The 18,068-nt window shown below is 38.5% G+C and carries 18 protein-coding genes and 6 tRNA genes; 18 read left to right on the plus strand and 6 right to left on the minus strand.

The genetic code is table 11. The features are described 5' to 3' along the window. Positions 1 to 320 precede the first annotated feature (320 nt). On the minus strand, positions 321 to 1,433 hold the full coding sequence (gene ispG, locus H9648_RS10515) for a flavodoxin-dependent (E)-4-hydroxy-3-methylbut-2-enyl-diphosphate synthase (protein WP_137788869.1): 1,113 nt from the start codon (positions 1,431 to 1,433) through the stop codon (positions 321 to 323). 101 nt (positions 1,434 to 1,534) lie between these two features. Continuing rightward, on the minus strand, positions 1,535 to 1,858 hold the full coding sequence (locus H9648_RS10520; protein ID WP_191753810.1) for a LysM peptidoglycan-binding domain-containing protein: 324 nt from the start codon (positions 1,856 to 1,858) through the stop codon (positions 1,535 to 1,537). Between the two features lie 168 nt (positions 1,859 to 2,026). Here H9648_RS10520 and H9648_RS10525 point away from each other — a divergent pair, with 168 nt between their 5' ends. Then, positions 2,027 to 2,902, plus strand: coding sequence for a DUF1002 domain-containing protein (locus tag H9648_RS10525; protein ID WP_191753811.1), 876 nt, complete (start codon positions 2,027 to 2,029; stop codon positions 2,900 to 2,902). A gap of 31 nt (positions 2,903 to 2,933) precedes the next feature. Here the strand turns inward: H9648_RS10525 and H9648_RS10530 are convergent, their stop codons facing one another. Further along, complete coding sequence (locus H9648_RS10530; protein WP_191753812.1) at positions 2,934 to 3,473, minus strand: DUF1189 family protein; 540 nt, start codon at positions 3,471 to 3,473, stop codon at positions 2,934 to 2,936. Positions 3,474 to 3,663: 190 nt separating this feature from the next. Between H9648_RS10530 and H9648_RS10535 the strand changes: the two genes are divergently transcribed. From H9648_RS10535 to H9648_RS10575, 9 genes are all read left to right on the plus strand, one after another. Continuing rightward, entirely contained in the window at positions 3,664 to 5,268 is a 1,605-nt protein-coding gene (locus tag H9648_RS10535) for a Na/Pi cotransporter family protein (RefSeq protein ID WP_191754065.1), read from the plus strand. Positions 5,269 to 5,324: 56 nt separating this feature from the next. Beyond that, positions 5,325 to 5,807 carry a DUF456 domain-containing protein gene (locus H9648_RS10540; protein ID WP_191753813.1) on the plus strand — a complete coding sequence of 161 codons (483 nt, stop codon included), beginning with the start codon at positions 5,325 to 5,327 and terminating at the stop codon, positions 5,805 to 5,807. A 153-nt stretch (positions 5,808 to 5,960) separates the two neighbouring features. Then, a tRNA-Asn gene (locus H9648_RS10545) sits at positions 5,961 to 6,035 on the plus strand. 4 nt (positions 6,036 to 6,039) lie between these two features. Next, positions 6,040 to 6,116, plus strand: a tRNA-Met gene (locus tag H9648_RS10550). Between the two features lie 22 nt (positions 6,117 to 6,138). After that, positions 6,139 to 6,214: transfer RNA gene (locus tag H9648_RS10555), tRNA-His, on the plus strand. A gap of 25 nt (positions 6,215 to 6,239) precedes the next feature. Next, positions 6,240 to 6,316: transfer RNA gene (locus tag H9648_RS10560), tRNA-Ile, on the plus strand. Positions 6,317 to 6,323: 7 nt separating this feature from the next. Further along, positions 6,324 to 6,416, plus strand: a tRNA-Ser gene (locus H9648_RS10565). A gap of 147 nt (positions 6,417 to 6,563) precedes the next feature. Then, a tRNA-Phe gene (locus H9648_RS10570) sits at positions 6,564 to 6,639 on the plus strand. Positions 6,640 to 6,857: 218 nt separating this feature from the next. Beyond that, entirely contained in the window at positions 6,858 to 7,469 is a 612-nt protein-coding gene (locus H9648_RS10575; protein ID WP_191753814.1) for a superoxide dismutase, read from the plus strand. Here H9648_RS10575 and H9648_RS10580 read toward each other — a convergent pair whose 3' ends face one another. Further along, positions 7,470 to 7,730 (minus strand): hypothetical protein, encoded by a 261-nt coding sequence (locus H9648_RS10580; RefSeq protein WP_191753815.1) that lies wholly within the window; start codon positions 7,728 to 7,730, stop codon positions 7,470 to 7,472. A gap of 232 nt (positions 7,731 to 7,962) precedes the next feature. On the opposite strand from H9648_RS10580, the gene H9648_RS10585 reads away from it, so the two are divergent. The 7 genes from H9648_RS10585 to phoU all read left to right on the plus strand — a co-directional run bounded on the left by H9648_RS10585 (position 7,963) and on the right by phoU (position 16,058). Then, complete coding sequence (locus tag H9648_RS10585; RefSeq protein ID WP_191753816.1) at positions 7,963 to 9,240, plus strand: MFS transporter; 1,278 nt, start codon at positions 7,963 to 7,965, stop codon at positions 9,238 to 9,240. A 115-nt stretch (positions 9,241 to 9,355) separates the two neighbouring features. Further along, positions 9,356 to 11,407 carry a penicillin-binding transpeptidase domain-containing protein gene (locus H9648_RS10590; protein WP_191753817.1) on the plus strand — a complete coding sequence of 684 codons (2,052 nt, stop codon included), beginning with the start codon at positions 9,356 to 9,358 and terminating at the stop codon, positions 11,405 to 11,407. 234 nt (positions 11,408 to 11,641) lie between these two features. After that, a complete protein-coding gene (locus H9648_RS10595) occupies positions 11,642 to 12,601 on the plus strand; it encodes a PstS family phosphate ABC transporter substrate-binding protein (protein WP_191753818.1) in 960 nt (319 codons plus the stop codon). Between the two features lie 106 nt (positions 12,602 to 12,707). After that, positions 12,708 to 13,664 (plus strand): phosphate ABC transporter permease subunit PstC, encoded by a 957-nt coding sequence (gene pstC / locus H9648_RS10600; protein WP_370568626.1) that lies wholly within the window; start codon positions 12,708 to 12,710, stop codon positions 13,662 to 13,664. Continuing rightward, entirely contained in the window at positions 13,664 to 14,542 is an 879-nt protein-coding gene (gene pstA, locus H9648_RS10605; RefSeq protein ID WP_191753819.1) for a phosphate ABC transporter permease PstA, read from the plus strand. The genes pstC and pstA overlap by 1 nt, the downstream gene beginning before the upstream one ends. 22 nt (positions 14,543 to 14,564) lie before the next feature. Continuing rightward, the gene (gene pstB / locus H9648_RS10610) at positions 14,565 to 15,374 is read left to right on the plus strand and encodes a phosphate ABC transporter ATP-binding protein PstB (protein WP_191753820.1); all 810 of its coding nucleotides are present in this window, start codon (positions 14,565 to 14,567) and stop codon (positions 15,372 to 15,374) included. A gap of 24 nt (positions 15,375 to 15,398) precedes the next feature. Then, positions 15,399 to 16,058 (plus strand): phosphate signaling complex protein PhoU, encoded by a 660-nt coding sequence (gene phoU / locus H9648_RS10615; RefSeq protein ID WP_191753821.1) that lies wholly within the window; start codon positions 15,399 to 15,401, stop codon positions 16,056 to 16,058. Between the two features lie 309 nt (positions 16,059 to 16,367). On the opposite strand, the gene H9648_RS10620 is transcribed toward phoU, so the two are convergent. Next, a complete protein-coding gene (locus H9648_RS10620) occupies positions 16,368 to 16,832 on the minus strand; it encodes a hypothetical protein (RefSeq protein WP_191753822.1) in 465 nt (154 codons plus the stop codon). A gap of 19 nt (positions 16,833 to 16,851) precedes the next feature. Beyond that, the gene (locus H9648_RS10625; protein ID WP_066396184.1) at positions 16,852 to 17,043 is read right to left on the minus strand and encodes a hypothetical protein; all 192 of its coding nucleotides are present in this window, start codon (positions 17,041 to 17,043) and stop codon (positions 16,852 to 16,854) included. Positions 17,044 to 17,412: 369 nt separating this feature from the next. Between H9648_RS10625 and H9648_RS10630 the strand changes: the two genes are divergently transcribed. Next, entirely contained in the window at positions 17,413 to 18,060 is a 648-nt protein-coding gene (locus H9648_RS10630) for a DUF4912 domain-containing protein (protein WP_191753823.1), read from the plus strand. The last annotated feature ends 8 nt before the right edge of the window (positions 18,061 to 18,068 follow it).

Consider the following 18,068-nt stretch of genomic DNA (forward strand, 5'->3'; position numbering starts at 1 on the left):
TGAAGCGGTCAGGTGGAGACTCCTAAAGGCGCAAAGTGGCAGTACGAAAAGTGGAAGTGACTCGTTCAGCCCCGACAAGCAAAAGGTAAATGGGCTTGGAAGGCGTACTTTGCCTTCTTGAACGTTTACCTTTGACCTCGAGGGGCTAGTCACTGCAACTAGACAGGAGGCTCACTGTTCGCCCCATAGAAAGCGAGCAACCTGGAGCGGAAATCAACTACTTTCAGGAAAGGACAATGTATATGAAAACAGTTTTTAGAAAAAGCAAATATCGATTATAGGAATAGAAAAAAGCTCCCGAAGATGGGAGCTTTTCAAATTTATACTTGCTGAGCCGCAGCTTCAGCTTTTAACTTCTCTTCATGTGCTTTTGCTAAAATGTCGACTTCTTTCTTAAGTTCATCTAAAAGCTGATCTTCTGGAATCTTCCTTACGATTTCTCCGTGGCGGAATAACAAACCTTCACCACGCGCTCCAGCGATTCCAATATCCGCTTCACGAGCCTCTCCAGGTCCGTTTACGGCACATCCAAGTACAGCGACTTTAATAGGTGCACGTACGTTTGAGATATATTCCTCAACTTCGTTTGCGATCGAGATAAGATCGATCTCAATACGTCCGCAAGTCGGACAAGAAATCAATGTGGCAGCATCAGAAAGAAGTCCGAAAGATTTCAATAGTTCACGTGCAACCTTAACTTCTTCAACAGGGTCTGCACTTAGCGAGATACGAACGGTGTTTCCAATCCCTTTATGAAGGATAGCACCCAATCCAGCAGCACTTTTAACGGTACCCGCAAAAAGTGTACCTGATTCTGTGATCCCAAGGTGTAAAGGATAATCAAAGGCTTTTGCAGCTTTTTCGTAAGCTTCGATAGCCAGGTTAACATCAGATGCTTTCATGGAAACGATAATATCATGAAAATCAAGATCTTCTAGAATTTTAATGTGGTGCAGAGCACTCTCGACCATACCATCTGCAGTAGGATAGCCATACTTCTCAAGATATTTCTTCTCAAGAGAGCCCGCGTTAACACCGATTCGAATCGGAATTCCTTTAGCTTTTGCAGCTTTTACTACAGCTTCAACCTTTTCGCGACGACCGATATTACCTGGATTGATTCTAATCTTGTCTGCTCCACCTTCAATGGCTTTCAGCGCTAGCTTATAATCAAAATGAATGTCTACAACTAGTGGAATATTAATTCTCTTCTTTATGTCTGCGATTGCTTCGGCAGCTCGCATATCAGGACATGCAACACGTACCACTTGGCAGCCCGCTTCTTCCAAACGTAAAATTTCAGCTACTGTAGCCTCAACATCGTGTGTCTTTGTTGTTGTCATACTTTGTACAATAACCTGATCAGTACCACCTATTGTTAAGTTTCCTACTTTTACAGGTCTTGTTTTAGAACGGTGGGTGATTTCACTCATTGGTGAATCGCTCCTTTTTTCAAATTGACAGTATTATTCTGTCCTATCATCAGTTCATTTTAGCAGGGAACAATTTGTTTTGACAAGTAATGTTATCTCACTTACTTAGAATATAAAGGGAATTTGTAGGTTTTGCCTAATTGTATATTCTCTGGATTGACTCCAGGGTTTAATGATTTGAAATCTTTCAGCATAGATACAATGGAATAATTTTTATTAGAATTCAGTTCTTCTACAACAGAAATTAACGTATCTCCAGGTGTTACTTCATACGTTTTGAAAGTTTGTTTATTCTTATCTTGTTTCTTTTCTGTATGTATTTCTGCGTTGGCAGGACTCGACTGAGGGAGTGTCCCAATTTTTAAATCATAAGCTACCACATATAGAACAAGCATAATTACACAAACTCTTATGAATCGTTTCATAAATTCCCTCTCCTTTCGCATATGTAACTATATGCTTGTCCATTTTCTTTATGACAAGTTTAAAGTGACTTCACTTCTATGGTTGGTGTAAAATGGAAAGGCAGGAAGGACAGAAAAAATAAATTTCTGCGTATTTTTGTAGTTGTACCGATTGGAGAGGTGAAAATTATGAAAAAAGCAAAAGTACTTGCTCTGCTATCCATAATGGCTGCAGCGCTATTTATTGCTCCTTTAACAATGTATGCTGATGCTGCACCTGGCGACATTATCGTTACGTTAGGTGAAAACTTAACAGAAGAACAAAAAAACGAACTATTAAAAGAAATGGACGTTCCTGCTGATGTAGAATCTGTTGTTGTTACAAACGAAGAAGAACATCAATACTTAGGTAACTATATTTCAAAAGCGCAAATCGGATCAAAAGCGATCTCGTCGACAAAGATTACAATTGGTGATAAAGACCAAGGGTTGTCGGTCAAGACCAATAATATTAATTGGGTAACAGAAGAAATGTATATGAACGCTTTAACAACTGCAGGTGTGACAGATGCGGAGATCTATGTAACAGCTCCATTTAAAGTTTCAGGAACAGCTGCTTTAACAGGTATTATAAAAGCGTACGAGTCTACAGCGCAGATTGAGATTCCAGAAGCTCAAAAACAAGTGGCGAATGAAGAGATGGTAAAGACTGCAGAACTTGGTGAGAGAATCGGAACGAAAGAAGCCACCGAGCTGATGACACGTGTCAAAGAAGAAATTGCAAAAAATCCGGTACAATCAGAAGAAGATCTGCGAGCTTTGATTGAAAAAGTCGCAAAAGACATGAGGATTGAACTTACACAAGAAGAACTGAACGGGTTGCTTGCGCTGTTCAATAAGATGAAAGATCTAAATATCGATTGGGATCAAGTTCAAAAAGGATTAAAGGACATCAGTGATAATCTTGGTAATTTCTTAAATGATGAGGGGACTCAGTCTTTTTTCCAAAAGATTATTGATTTCTTTATGGCCATCATTGATGCGATCAGATCACTCTTTAAATAGACATAAAAAAAGCGGCTTCCAGGCCGCTTTTTTATTTTTTTCTTGGAATCTTTGTAATAGAGAGAACACAAATGAGAAAAGCCAACATCCAAAACCACAGAAATGAATAAGGGATATGTACGTTTCCAAAAAAAAGGGCTGTTAGTAATACTGATGGAATGGTGATGGAGTAACACGATAGTACCCATAGGTGTCTGTATGATTGTTTTCTTTTAAGAAGTTTTGTAACTGGAATGGCTATGACAGCTAGAACTGATGCACCAGAAAACAAAATACCTGAAAAGAGAACATACATCACTACATAAATGACAGCAATGATGATAGGGAAAATACTATCCAATGTGGAAGCGAAGTTTTGCATTTGATCAGGGTTCAAACCAAAACTCTCAAAATTGTTCAAAGGTTTATTTTTAGACATAAGACTCACTAAAAATAAGCTGAAAACAGGTATCATACATAAGAGCGTCAATAATAATACATATAGGATGGTACTGCCGACCCCTAAGAAACGGAAATTTGCGATAGATTTGAATGACCACAAACTTTTAATAAAACGGATATGTAATTTCATGTGAGAAGCTCCTTTAATTGATAGCATAATTAGTGTACATGAACCGGGAACTTTCGACAATATGCTTCATTTGTAAAGGTAATGTTACAAATGCTCTATTTTTATTTACACAAACAATACAAATAGAGATAATGGCGTAGGTTGATAAAAGATAGTTAATAAGGAGCTGTAAACATTGAATTATCAAGAAATGTTATTTCAATTTATCGGAGGACTGGGGATCTTCTTATTTGGTATTAAGTACATGGGAGATGGCCTTCAAAACTCTGCAGGAGACCGATTACGAGAAATACTTGATAAATTAACAACAAATCCTTTTATGGGAGTTTTAGCAGGGATATTTGTAACAGTATTAATTCAAAGTAGTTCGGGTACGACTGTTCTTACTGTCGGACTAGTGAATGCTGGTTTCTTAACATTACGCCAGGCTATTGGTGTCATCATGGGTGCCAATATCGGTACTACGATTACATCATTCATTATCGGTATCGATGTAGGAGAATACGCACTGCCAATCATTGCAGTTGGTTCGATCTTAATATTCTTCTTTAAGAATCCTAAATACAATTATTTTGGACAGATCACTTTCGGTTTTGGAGCACTATTCCTAGGTCTTGAACTAATGGGAGATGGTATGAAGCCACTACGCAGTCTTCAATCATTTCAAGATTTAACTGTTTCTATGAGTGATAATCCGATTCTTGGTGTAGTAATTGGTACGTTATTTACGGTAATCGTTCAATCATCAAGTGCAACAATCGGGATCTTACAAGAACTTTACTCTCAAAATATGATTGATTTAAAAGCTGCACTACCTGTGTTGTTCGGTGATAATATAGGAACGACGATCACAGCTATTCTCGCAGCGATTGGAACGACAGTTGCAGCAAGACGTGCTGCTCTAACACATGTTATCTTTAACTTACTTGGAACACTGATCTTCTTAATCATACTCGTTCCATTCAGGCACTATATTGAATTTTTATCAACAAAATTAGATTTAGAACCTGCTATGCAGATTGCCTTTGCGCATGGAACATTTAATGTGACTAACGTTCTTATCCAATTCTGGTTTATTGGGGCATTAGCTTACATCGTTACAAAGTTAATAAAAGGCGAAGATGTTCTCATTGAATACAAAGCAAAACATCTCGATGAAATCGTACTAGAAACTGCTCCGTCATTAGCTATTAGACAAGCGAAACAAGAGATCATTCGAATGGCTAACTACTCGCAGAACGGTTTAAAAGAAGCGATCACATATTTGAACGAAAAAGATAAGAAGAATGCAGATCTTGCCCTGCAATATGAAGAAGCGATTAACAACTTAGATCGCCAAATCACTGCATACTTGGTCAAATTGTCTGCTCATCCATTAACTCCACAAGAATCGAACGAACACTCTATGCTGTTAGATACTTCTCGTGATATAGAGCGCATTGGAGATCATATGGAGAATATTATTGAGCTTGTGGACTATCAATTACGAAACAATGTACGATTAACAGATACCGCAAAACAGGACCTTGATGAAATGTTCACGTTAACAGTTTCTACTGTTGATAAAGCGGTTAAGGCACTTGAAGAAGGTAATGTTGAACTTGCTAAGGAAGTCTTAAGCTTAGAAGACAAAATTGATAAGATGGAACGTACACTACGTAAGCAACATATCATGCGTATGAATGAAGGTCAGTGTGATGGAAATGCTGGTATCGTCTTCGTTGATATCATCAGCAACCTTGAAAGAATAGGTGATCATGCTGTAAACATTGCAGAAGCAGTATTAGAGAAGTAAAATGAAACCAAGAGGCTTTTAGCCTCTTGGTTTTTTTATATAAAGGAGAAGTACATATGGATATTTTATATTGGATCATTATCGGTATAGCTTTTGCCATTAGCTTTATCGCATTGGTCTATCCCATCTTACCGGGTGTATTATTTCTTGCAGCGGGTTTTATCATCTATGGATTTGCGTTTTCGTTCGAACCGTTCACACCATTCTTCATCATTGTTCAGGTGATATTGTTTATCAGTTTATTTATTGTTGACTATGTAGGAAATACATACGCAGTGAAGAAAAAAGGCGGGTCAAAGGCTGCTCTATGGGGAAGTACGATCGGTTTGATCGCAGGACCATTTGTAATTCCTGTAGCAGGGATCTTGATCGGACCGTTTATAGGTGCTGTGTTAGCGGAACTTCTTTTTCAAAAGAAAGGACTCAAAGCACCTGTATCAATAGGGATAGGGACTGTTCTTGCCTTTGTCGGTACCACTCTAATAAAAGTGATAACGCAAGCCATAATGATTGGTTATTTTTATTTCCAAGTCTTATAAACGCTCTTGCTAATTAAGTACCACCATGCTATATTATTTTTGTTCTGAAAAAGCACATGTGTTCGTTTGAACTAATTATTAAAAATATTATTGACTTTAAATGAGACATCGTGCTATAGTAGTTCTTGTCCTTAACAAACGTTAAGACGTTATTCCACAGTAGCTCAGTGGTAGAGCTATCGGCTGTTAACCGATCGGTCGTAGGTTCGAGTCCTACCTGTGGAGCCATTTTGGCGGTGTAGCTCAGCTGGCTAGAGCGTACGGTTCATACCCGTGAGGTCGTGGGTTCGACTCCCTCCGCCGCTACCAAAATGTTTTTTTACTCACGATGGCGGTCGTGGCGAAGTGGTTAACGCATCGGATTGTGGTTCCGACATTCGGGGGTTCGATTCCCCTCGTCCGCCCCATAACATTTACATAAGTTTCTCTATTGGACCCTTAGCTCAGTTGGTCAGAGCGGTCGGCTCATAACCGATTGGTCGTAGGTTCGAGTCCTACAGGGTCCACCATAATCGAGGAGGTATACCCAAGTCCGGCTGAAGGGATCGGTCTTGAAAACCGACAGGGGTTTAACGACCCGCGGGGGTTCGAATCCCTCTACCTCCTCCATTACATATTTGTTTTAAATGAAAATTGCCTCGATAGCTATGAGCGTTACAGCACGAGTAAGCTCCGAGTTGTCTCGACGGATACACACTAGAAGAAGACGTGTAGAGGAAGAGACACAGTAATTACATTTTGGTTTTGAAAATTTTTGGCTCGATAGCTCAGTCGGTAGAGCAGAGGACTGAAAATCCTCGTGTCGGCGGTTCGATTCCGTCTCGAGCCACCATACATATACAACATCAACCTTACGATAAGCGTCTTCGTAAGGTTTTTTTATGTTTAAGAAGGGTACAGGGTTTAAGAATTGAAAGTTGATTCTAAATTTGATAAGGTAAACATGTTGAATACTTTCTAAACAAGAAAGTTGATTAAATGGGTTTCACTTTTCAAGTAACTCTTGAAAATGAACATAAAAATTTTACATATTATGAGGAGGAAATGAACATGGCTAAATTTGAACTGCCTGCATTACCTTATGAAACAAGTGCACTTGAACCGCATATCGACAAAGAAACAATGGAGATCCACCACGGTCGCCATCACAAAACATACGTTGATAACTTAAACGCTGCTCTTGAAGGGCAAGCTGAGTTTGAAAACAAAAGCTTGGAAGATCTTTTAACTAACTTAGATGCACTTCCACAGAGCATCCAAAACGCTGTCAGAAACAATGGCGGTGGACATGCTAACCATAGTTTATTCTGGGAAGTGATCGCACCAGGTGGAGCAAACACTCCTTCAGGTGAGCTTGCTGACAAGATCAACAGCAAATTTGGAAGTCTTGATGCATTTAAAGAAGAGTTTGCGAACGCTGGAAAAACAAGATTCGGTTCTGGCTGGGCTTGGCTAGTAGTAAACAATGGAGAACTTGAAGTGACAAGTACTCCAAACCAAGATAATCCGGTTATGGAAGGAAAGACACCTATCCTCGGACTTGATGTTTGGGAGCACGCTTACTATCTAAAATATCAAAACAAGCGTCCTGATTACATTTCAGCGTTCTGGAACGTTGTAAACTGGGATGAAGTTGAAAAGCGTTACAACGAAGCAAAATAATTACGTAACTAAGCCGCTGGCATGCCAGTGGCTTTTTATTATGCCTTTATCATGAATTTCATAATGGTCAGATAATGTTACAAGTAATTCATCTAGCATGAAGTTGCCATCACCAAAGGGAACAGTGGACTGAACAACAAACACGTTCTTGGATTGAAAATACCAAAGTAGTCGTTGATCAGCATTTTTATTTTTAGGACTCTGAAAGGATTGAATCAAGATTTCTTCATCAACAGAATCAAATATCCAATACTCAAACAAAATCGTTCACTCCTTCTTTGCAAAATGTTGTTCTTTAAAAGTTTTGTTGATCTTGAATGTTTCTTTTTCACTTACTATGTAACCTAGAGTCAACCGAGAGTGGAGATTAACTACTTTTAAAGAGCATCAATGTATTCGAAAACAACTTTGCAATAAAATCCAATTTCTTTAAAAGTGAATAGCTCCTATCGTCTTGAAAGACACTAACGACGAAATGTAAGGGGGCGAAAACATGAGAATCAAAAAAATCATGGATACCGACCAATACCCTAGGGATTTGTTTTTACTGTTATTTGTAGGTGGATTGTTTACGTTAAGTACGGCTCTATCTAATACATTTGTTAACATATTTCTTTGGAAACAATCGGGAAAGATCACCGATATTGCCTGTTACAACCTGTCTATTGTCGTCATGCAGCCTATAGCGTTCTATCTGGCAGGCTGGTTTGCCAAAAAGATCGATCGAGTTATCGTGCTTAGAATTGGGGTTCTCATCCTTGCTTTGTTTTATATCGGAGTCCTTTTGATGGGTTCGATGGCAAGTAATTACATCATTTTATTAGGAGCCATGTTAGGATTCGGGTTGGGATTTTACTGGCTCGCATTTAATGTGTTGACTCTTGAAGTTACAGAACCTGAGACTCGAGACTTTTTTAATGGATATTTAGGTGTTTTAAATTCAATATCAGGAATGATCGGACCACTGAGTGCAGGTTATATCATTACTAGGATGGACAAACATTTGGGGTATGAAACCATATTCAGTATTTCGATGGTTTTATTTTTGATAGCCGTTGTCATCAGTTTCTTTTTAAAGAGGAGAAAAGCAGACGGTCTGTACGGTATCAGAAAAGTTTTACAAGAACGTAAGCAAGATAAAGCTTGGTTGCAACTGTTAAGAGCGCATTTCTTTCAAGGGTTTAGGGAAGGAACTTTTGTTTTTCTAATCGTGATTTGGGTGTACACTGCTTCTCAAAGCGAATTTGCACTCGGTACGTATGGCTTCGTTCAATCTTTTGTTTCGTTTATCGGATATTATTGTGTGTCACATTACTTAAATCCAAAAAATCGTATGAGGGCGATATTTGGAGGAGGGCTGTTGCTGTTCGTATCCCCATTCATGCTGCTATTTCCTATTTCATTTACACTTCTTATTATATATGGAGTATCAGTATCGATCGCTTATCCTTTATTGTTAGTGCCTTATGTTTCATTAACTTACGATATTATTGGAAAATGCCGTGGTATACATGAAAAAAGGATTGAGTATATCGTTGTTCGTGAGATGTATCTAAATGCTGGACGAATTGTTTCAATTGTAACGTTCATCACCGTTGTTCATTTCCTCACAGAAAAAACAGGTATTCCAGTATTACTTCCTATTTTAGGAGCTGGACACTTTATGATTTATTTCTGTTTACGAAAAGTGTCAGTCCCTATTCATAACTCTTCAGAAACCATTGAGATTGCCGAAACTCAACAAGATGGAAACAATTCAAATAAACAATGATTATCTTTTGACATAATTACCTTGGTAAGGATACTATTATTATGTAGATATAATTACCGGTTCGTTTTAGACACCCTTATCGGGTGTCTGTGCTGTTTTAAAGGGAGATAATATTATGAAAACAAAAGATAAAAAGAAGAAAAATCATGTTCCGATTCGAATCAATGCCCTGTTCATATCAGTATTTTTTCTCTTTTCTGTTCTAGTTCTCCGTTTAGGCTATGTCCAAATCGTAAAAGGAGAGGAATATCAGCGCACAGCTTATTTAACAGAAAATGTAACAACGAAACTGGATGCTCCGCGTGGCAAGATGCTAGATGCTAACTATCGCGTAGTTGTTGATAATGAACCTGTTTTCTCAATTACATATACGAGAACACAAGAAGCTGATGCTGAGGAAAGACATCAGCTGGCACTGAAGTTAGCCGATCTGATCGATAAGGGAACAGATGAGCTGACTGAACGAGACAAGAAAGATTATTTTATTTTTCTAAACGAAAAGCAAGTAGAGTCAAGAATCTCTAAAGAGGAGAAGAAAGATACACCTCCAGAAGAGCTATACGATTTAATGCTAGAAAAGGTAACAGAAGAGGATATTAACTCATTTTCTGAAAAAGAACTTGAAGTGTTGGCCATAAAAAGTGAGATGGACCGAGGATATACTCTATCTCCACAACGTATAAAGATCGGAGCTACTGAAAAAGAGATTGCGATGATCAGTGAACACTTACCTGAGTTAGAAGGAGTGGACATTAAGCCGGATGCTGAACGCTCATATCCGTTTAAGAATTCATTCCGAGATATATTTGGCCAAGTAAAGCAAATTCCTAAATCGAGAATGGATTATTATACTTCTCGAGGAAACGATCGTAATGATATGGTCGGAACGAGTTTTCTTGAAGAACAATATGAATCACTCCTCCGCGGTACGAAAACGAAGATTAAATACGTAACCGATAAAAAAGGAAACCCAGTTGGAGATCCAGTTGAGGAAGAAGGAGCAAGAGGTAGCGATCTTGTATTAACAGTAGACATGAGTCTTCAGCAAGAAGTCGAGAAAGTCATTGAAGAAAAATTAAAAGATGCCATACGAGGTAAAAACGCATACGACAACAGTAAATTAGACAGTGCCTATGTTGTAATGATGGATCCGAATACGGGTGCGATCCTTTCAATGGCCGCAAAAGAATATGACCGAAAGACAGGAAAGTTTAAAGACATTCCCTTTGGTAACGTGTATCATTCTTATGCGATGGGCTCGACCGTTAAAGGAGCCACTGTACTCACTGGCTTACAACAAGGTGTCGTTTCACCAAATACCGTAATAAATGATGCACCACTTACATTTGGAGATGGACGATCTTTAAAATCACATGAAAGTATGGGACCGGTTGATGCTGTAGAAGCGTTAGAGCGCTCATCTAACGTGTACATGTGGCATATTGCCATGAAACTTGCAGGGTACGATTATTCAAACAAACGATTTAATGAAAACAAAGTTCAAGAAGCGTTTGAAATCTTAAGGAACTCATATAGCCAGTTCGGGCTTGGTGTCCCAACTGGAATTGACCTGCCTTCTGAAGCGACCGGGTATAATACGGGAATGAGCCGTGAACTCTCCCAAGCGATGTTCTTCTCTATCGGACAGTTTGATACGTATACACCGATGCAGATGGCTCAATATGTTTCAACCATTGCGAACGGCGGATTAAGGATGCAACCGCACCTGTTGAAAGAGGTGAGAGAGCCATCCGTTGATCCAAATAAATTAGGAAAGCTTCAATATCGTTTTGAGCCAAACGTTCTGAACAAGCTTGAGATGTCACCTAGTCACATTAAAGTTGTACAAAAAGGATTTTATGAAGTGATGAATGGTAATAACGGTACCGCGGCTTGGAAGTTTAAGAACAAAGAATATAACCCAGCAGGAAAAACAGGTACCGCTGAGATCGATAAAGCTACAGGAATCGTTAACAAAACATTGATCGGATATGCGCCTTATGAAAATCCAGAAGTAGCATTTGCTGTTGTAGTTCCCGATATTAAGGAAGGAAATACGAATAGTGAAATTGCTGAAGGTGCTTTGGATGCTTACTTCGCTATGAAAAAAGAAGGAATACCAACAAAGTCTGATCCTATAGAAGAAAATCAAGAAGAATCACGCTAATTGGGGCGTGGTTCTTTTTTGTATAGATTAAATCCGATTGCAAAGACTAATAACATATTCATGGATAAGTCAGTCTTAACAATACCTTTACAATTCATTAAAACGTAGTTCACATTGGAGGTTTAATGTAGAACATGTAAGAAAGAAACAAGCTTTAAAAAGGGGTCATGACCTGAGAAAAACTTCTCTAACATGATAAGACGAAATAATCATATTTTAGGGGGACCTATCAAGATGAAGAAAATGAAGTCTGTGTACCTTTTAGCAGTAATGTCGCTAATCCTAGTTTTCGCAGCAGCATGTGGAAACAAGAGTGAAGAAGGAGCTGCTGGCGGCGGAGATCTTAGCGGAAAAATCAAAATTGATGGATCTTCCACAGTATTCCCAATCATGGAAGCTGTTTCTGAAGAGTTCCAAGCTGCAAATCCTGATGTGCAAGCACCAGTTGGAGTTTCTGGTTCTGGCGGCGGATTCGAAAAGTTTGTGCGTGGTGAGCTAGATCTTTCCAATGCTTCTCGTCCAATTAAAGAAGAAGAAAAAACAGCAGCATCAGAAAAAGGAATTGAATTTACAGAATTTGAACTTGCAAAAGACGGATTATCTGTAGTTGTAAGTAAAGATAATGACTTTATCGACCACCTTACAGTGGATGAACTAAAAAAGATCTACCTTGAAAAAGATGCAGCAAAAACATGGGCTGATGTACGTGAAGGATGGCCTAAAGAAAAAATTGAAGTTTTCTCTCCAGGAACTGATTCTGGTACTTACGACTATTGGAACGAAGTAATTCTTGAAGAAGAGCCTATGCGTCGTGATGCTCAACTTTCAGAGGACGATAATGTACTCGTTCAAGGTGTATCTGGTTCTAAAGATGCGATTGGATTCTTCGGTTACGCATATTATCAAGCGAATAAAGATAAGTTAAAAGCAGTTCCGGTTGATGGAGGCAACGGCCCAATCGAGCCAACTCCTGAAACAATTGAGTCTGGAGAATATGCTCCACTTTCTCGTCCATTGTTCACTTATGTTAACAACAAATCATTAAAAGATAACGAAGCGGTTTATGAGTATGTAAAATTTGCTCTTGAGAATGCAGGAGAGCTAGCATCATCTGATACAATCGGATACGTTTCTCTTCCAAAGGAAAAATACGAAGAGCAAATGAAAAAGCTGGATGAGCTTGCAGGTAAATAATTGTCCTTTATTGAAATAGAGGAATAAGAATCATAAACAAAGGTGAGGAGCGAGGAATCTCCTCACCTTTCACCTGTTTAGTATTGTCGAATTATAGGAGGTCTTGTTGGTGTCCAGAGATAAAACAAACCAAAAATCAATCCGCTCTATGATTCAGGAGAATAAGTCTTCAAGAAGTCAATCGGCGGTAATGGAAAAGGTAGTTCCAAAAATCTTTTTAATCTGTGCAATCATATCTATCTTTACTACAATAGGTATTGTCTTTACATTGTTAACAGAAACTTTTACATTTTTTAACCGAATCTCAATTGTTGAGTTCTTTACTAATACTCGATGGTTTCCTTTTACATCTGACGAAAATGCAGACTTCGGGATCATTGCTCTTATAATGGGTACGCTGACAGTTACAGCGATTGCTATGGTTGTCGCTATCCCGATAGGTCTTGCTGCAGCTATATATTTAAGTGAGTACGCATCAGCAAAAACCAGAAAAATTATTAAACCTATCTTGGAAGTATTAGCGGGAATCCCTACAATTGTTTATGGATTCTTTGCTCTGACTTTCGTTACACCTTTATTGGATAAAATCATTCCAGGCGGAATTTCAATCTTTAATGCACTAAGTCCAGGGATTGTAGTAGGAATCATGATCATTCCGATGATTGCTTCATTGTCTGAAGATGCGATGAATGCTGTTCCGAACTCTATGAGAGAAGGTGCTTTGGCTCTTGGTGCAACACGTTTTGAAGTGGCAATGAAAGTGGTACTTCCGGCGGCACTTTCAGGAGTTATTGCGTCGTTCGTACTAGGAATCTCAAGAGCGATCGGTGAAACGATGATCGTTACCATTGCAGGGGGTTCTAGACCAACAGCAGATATTAACGTAACAGAGTCGATCCAAACGATGACCGCATATATCGTTCAGGTCAGCCAAGGGGACACGGGCTATGGTACGACGATCTATTATAGTATCTATGCTGTAGGTATGACGTTGTTCGTATTTACATTAATCATGAATCTACTTGCTCAATTCATTTCCCGCAAGTTTAGGGAGGAATATTAATGCCATTAATCAATAAAGAATCTGTTAAAAAAAGAATGGGAACGAGATTAGCAGCAAACGGTTTTGCTAAATTCCTTTTTATCCTTGCAACTTGTTTTTCTTTACTCGTATTAGGAGTATTAATCTACAGAATCTTATCAGAAGGCTTACCATATCTAAGCTTGGATTTTATTACGAATTTTGCATCGCGAATGCCTGAACGTGCAGGTATATGGGCTGCGCTACTCGGTACTATTTGGGTAATGGCTGTTACAGCACCGGTTTCTTTTATCCTGGGTGTCGGAACCGCAATCTATCTTGAAGAATATGCGAAAAAGAACGCTTTTACAAAATTTGTTCAGATAAATATTTCAAATTTAGCAGGTGTACCATCAATTGTATTCGGATTATTAGGTCTAACGATTTTCGTTCGTCTTCTTGGCTTAGGATCAAGTGTACTTGCAGGTGGTTTGACGATGAGCCTATTAATTCTTCCTGTAATCGTTGTTGCTTCACAAGAAGCGATCCGAACTGTGCCGAGAGAAATTCGAGAAGCTTCTTTCGGGATGGGTGCTACAAAATGGCAGACAATCAGAAGAATTGTGTTCCCTGCAGCGCTTCCTGGGATTTTGACAGGAACGATCCTAGCTTTATCCCGTGCTGTTGGTGAGACTGCACCACTATTAGTTTTAGGTGCGTTAGCGTATGTAGCGTTCGTTCCAGAAAACATATTCTCGCAGTTTACAGTGTTACCAATTCAACTGTACAACTGGACGAGCAGACCGCAAGAAGATTTCCATATGCTTGCAGCGAGTGGAATTATCATCTTGTTGATTATCTTGTTGATTATGAATTCAATCGCAGTATTAATCCGAAATAAATTTCATAAACGCTTCTAATAGAGAGTAGGAGGACGAGAACATGGATATTACAATCAATAAACAAATTGTTCCAAAGAATGAAAAAGAACAGGATTTCACACCTGTTTTTAAGATCAATAACTTAAACTTATGGTACGGACAGGATCATGCATTAAAAGATATTAAATTTGATATTCCTGAAAAGCAGGTTACTGCTATCATCGGACCATCTGGTTGCGGTAAATCAACTTTCATTAAGACGTTGAACAGAATGGTTGAAATGGTTCCAATCGTACGTATGTCCGGGGAAATTGTTTATCGAGATAAGAATATTTTTAATGCTAAATACGGGGTAGAGGAACTTCGTACTCAAGTTGGAATGGTGTTTCAAAAACCAAATCCTTTTCCTAAATCGATCTATGAAAATGTAGCTTATGGCCCACGTATTCATGGGATTAAGAATAAAAAAGTGTTAGATGAAGTTGTAGAGAAAAGCTTAAGAGGCGCTGCGATCTGGGACGAGGTAAAAGACCGTCTTAACGAGAATGCTTATGGCTTATCAGGTGGTCAGCAACAGCGTTTATGTATTGCAAGATGCTTAGCGATCGAACCAGATGTTATTCTTATGGATGAACCTACATCTGCTCTAGACCCGATTTCAACGTTAAAAGTGGAAGAGCTCGTGCAAGAGCTTAAAAAAGACTATAGCATCGTTATTGTTACACATAACATGCAACAAGCAGCTCGTATATCAGATCGCACGGCATTCTTCCTTAATGGAGAAGTAGTAGAATATACAGATACGAGCACATTGTTCTCAAATCCATCGGATAAGCGAACAGAAGATTATATTACAGGTCGATTCGGTTAATCAAAGAGATTAGGAGTGAGATAAATGGTTGTTCGTGAAAATTTTCAGCTTCAGTTAGAAGAGATGAAACAAGCGATCGTACAAATTTCTAAATTGGCAGAGGAAGCGTTAGAGCTTTCAGTCGAAGCATTAAAGAACCAAGATCTCGATAAAGCTTTACAGATTATTGAAAATGATAATCGAATCAATGTCCTTGAAGATGAAATCAACGACATGGCCATTCTATTGATCGCTAAACAAGCACCAGTAGCATCTGATCTAAGAAGAATAATTGCTGCGATCAAGATTTCATCCGATATTGAAAGAATGGCTGACTTTGCTGTGAATATCGCAAAATCAACGATTCGCATCGGCAAGCAAGAACTGATAAAACCTCTTGAAGAGCTTCCAAAGATGGCCCATCATGCGATCGCTATGCTTACAACTGCTACAAAAGCATATGTGGAAGAAGATGTTGCTCTAGCTAAACAACTTGCGGAACTTGATGATGAAGTAGATGAAACGTACGGAAAAATCATAAAAGAACTATTAGAGCTTATGACAAAAAATCCTGAACATCTATCTCAGATCAGTCAGCTTCTGTTTGTGTGCCGATATATCGAACGTACAGCCGACCACGCTACAAATATCGCAGAGAGCATTATCTTTTTAGTAAAAGGAAAAAGATACGGTTTAAACGATTAAGATACATTCATTATTTATCTTATGAAAACTACTTGAAATAAAACGCTCTTTTCTAAAAGATTGTTGCTTTGAACTCCTTGTCACCTTTGCTAATTGATTGTAGTGGAAGGTGCGAGACTCCTACGGGACAGGCGGGCAGCTGAGACACTTAAGAGTGAAACGTACGAATGTGGCTCAGCGCCTGCCCCGTAGAAAGCGAGCAGCCTGGAACGGAAATCAACACTTCCAAAAGCAACAAAGCTTACGAAAACAGCCAAATAAAAAGAGCAAGCGCTGATAAATTCAGCGCTTGCTCTTTTTTATGTAGAATTATGAACTTGTTATTTCTTTCGCGATCTCATCAAAACTCATCTTACTGTTTACTTGATGAGATTCAGCTCTTACTGCACCTTCTAAATTGTTCGTACGCAAATATTTTAAGAACTCATCGCTATTCTTAATGATGTTTTCTTTTTGCAGAAGGTCGCATACTTCTCCAGTACTCATTCCTTGAGTGATCGTTAAAGTCATCTGATACACTTTTTCTTCCTCTTTTGGAGGCGCGGTTTTAGGTTCTTCTTTTGCAACCGGAGCCGCAGCGGTTTCAGTGTCTTTAAGTGAAGTATACTCTTCCTTTGAAATTGCTAATTCGCCTTTTTCAGAAAGATATTGAGCTACCGACTCTTCTGATAGTTCAGAAGTTTTATCAGTATCAGCCGTATAATAAAAACCAGCCAAAATTCCTGTTGAAAGGATTATACCTGCTGAAAATCCGCGAAGGTTTTTGCTTGTCATACTTATTACCCCTCACAAATTAGTTCTTATCGTTAATCATCATTTCGTCTTCAAGAACTTTTAGTTTCTTTTTTATTTGATAGATCTCTTTCATTAACTGAATAGTAAAGTTCTCGAGCTGTGTTTCAACTGAAGCTTCCTTGTTTTTTCTAAAGGAAAGAATCAAAAGAATAACACCTACTAGTAACAATCCAAAAATAGCAAACTCCATAATATCCTCCCTAATTTAAAGCTATACCCTTTACTTTTATAACATAGTATTCTGCTGTGGTATAGGTTTTTTCGCAAAAGTTTACACAAATTACTACAATTCGACTATTTTCTCAAGTAATCGGAATGTATTAGTAGTACAGACTTAAGTGAAAACGACGTTTTTTGTCTTACTTTGTCAAATAGACAGAATTATCAGAGAGATAAACCGGTTACAAAAACTTTACATATTCGGAAATCTCAAGTGGGGTAAGGAAGCGCCATTTTTCGACTTTTTTGACACATTGTATATAAAAATATCCAGTGCTACGATTATAAAAAATACGGTAATAAAAAAACGTTTATTAGAATAATTGATTAGGATGAGGTGATGAACTTGATCGAAGATATTGTGAAACTAAAGGAAAATGGCTTAACTCTTCAAGAGATCGCACAAAGAATGAACATGTCTTTAGGAAAGGTTCAGTATCGCTGGAATAAATACCGGCAGCAGCAAACGCCATCGAATGATGAACTACCATCTCAGCCCGTTCTTAAGGAAGAGAAGTGGACGATGCCTTTTGAATATGAAGAGGCTAATGTCCATCTGATGCCAAGGACTTCAGATAGTTTGTATGCGTATTGGAGTTTTTCGGAATCAACAAAACAGATGGCAGAACATCATTTCCGCACAAAATGGGAAGACCTTCCTTCGATATTAAAAATATATGACGTAACTGACATTAACTTTTTCGGCCATAATGCTCATCGAACATTTGAGGTAGTGCTACCTCCGATGACCAACAATTGGTTCCTTCAATCCTTAGAACCTGGAAGAACTTATATCGTTGATATTGGTACACAAACATTTGATGGCAGTTTTTTTACTCTGTTAAGATCAAATCCTGCTGAGACGAGTCCTGCACTGTATAACAGTTTGCATGATGAGAAGATTGACAGATGGAAGCATCAAATTGTTGATCAGCCTGAATGGCGAGAAAACTTTTCAACCTATTCATATTATCAAAAAATTAGATAGGAGAGTAA

It is taken from the genome of Fictibacillus norfolkensis, assembly GCF_014836645.1.
Lineage (GTDB): Bacteria > Bacillota > Bacilli > Bacillales > Fictibacillaceae > Fictibacillus > Fictibacillus norfolkensis.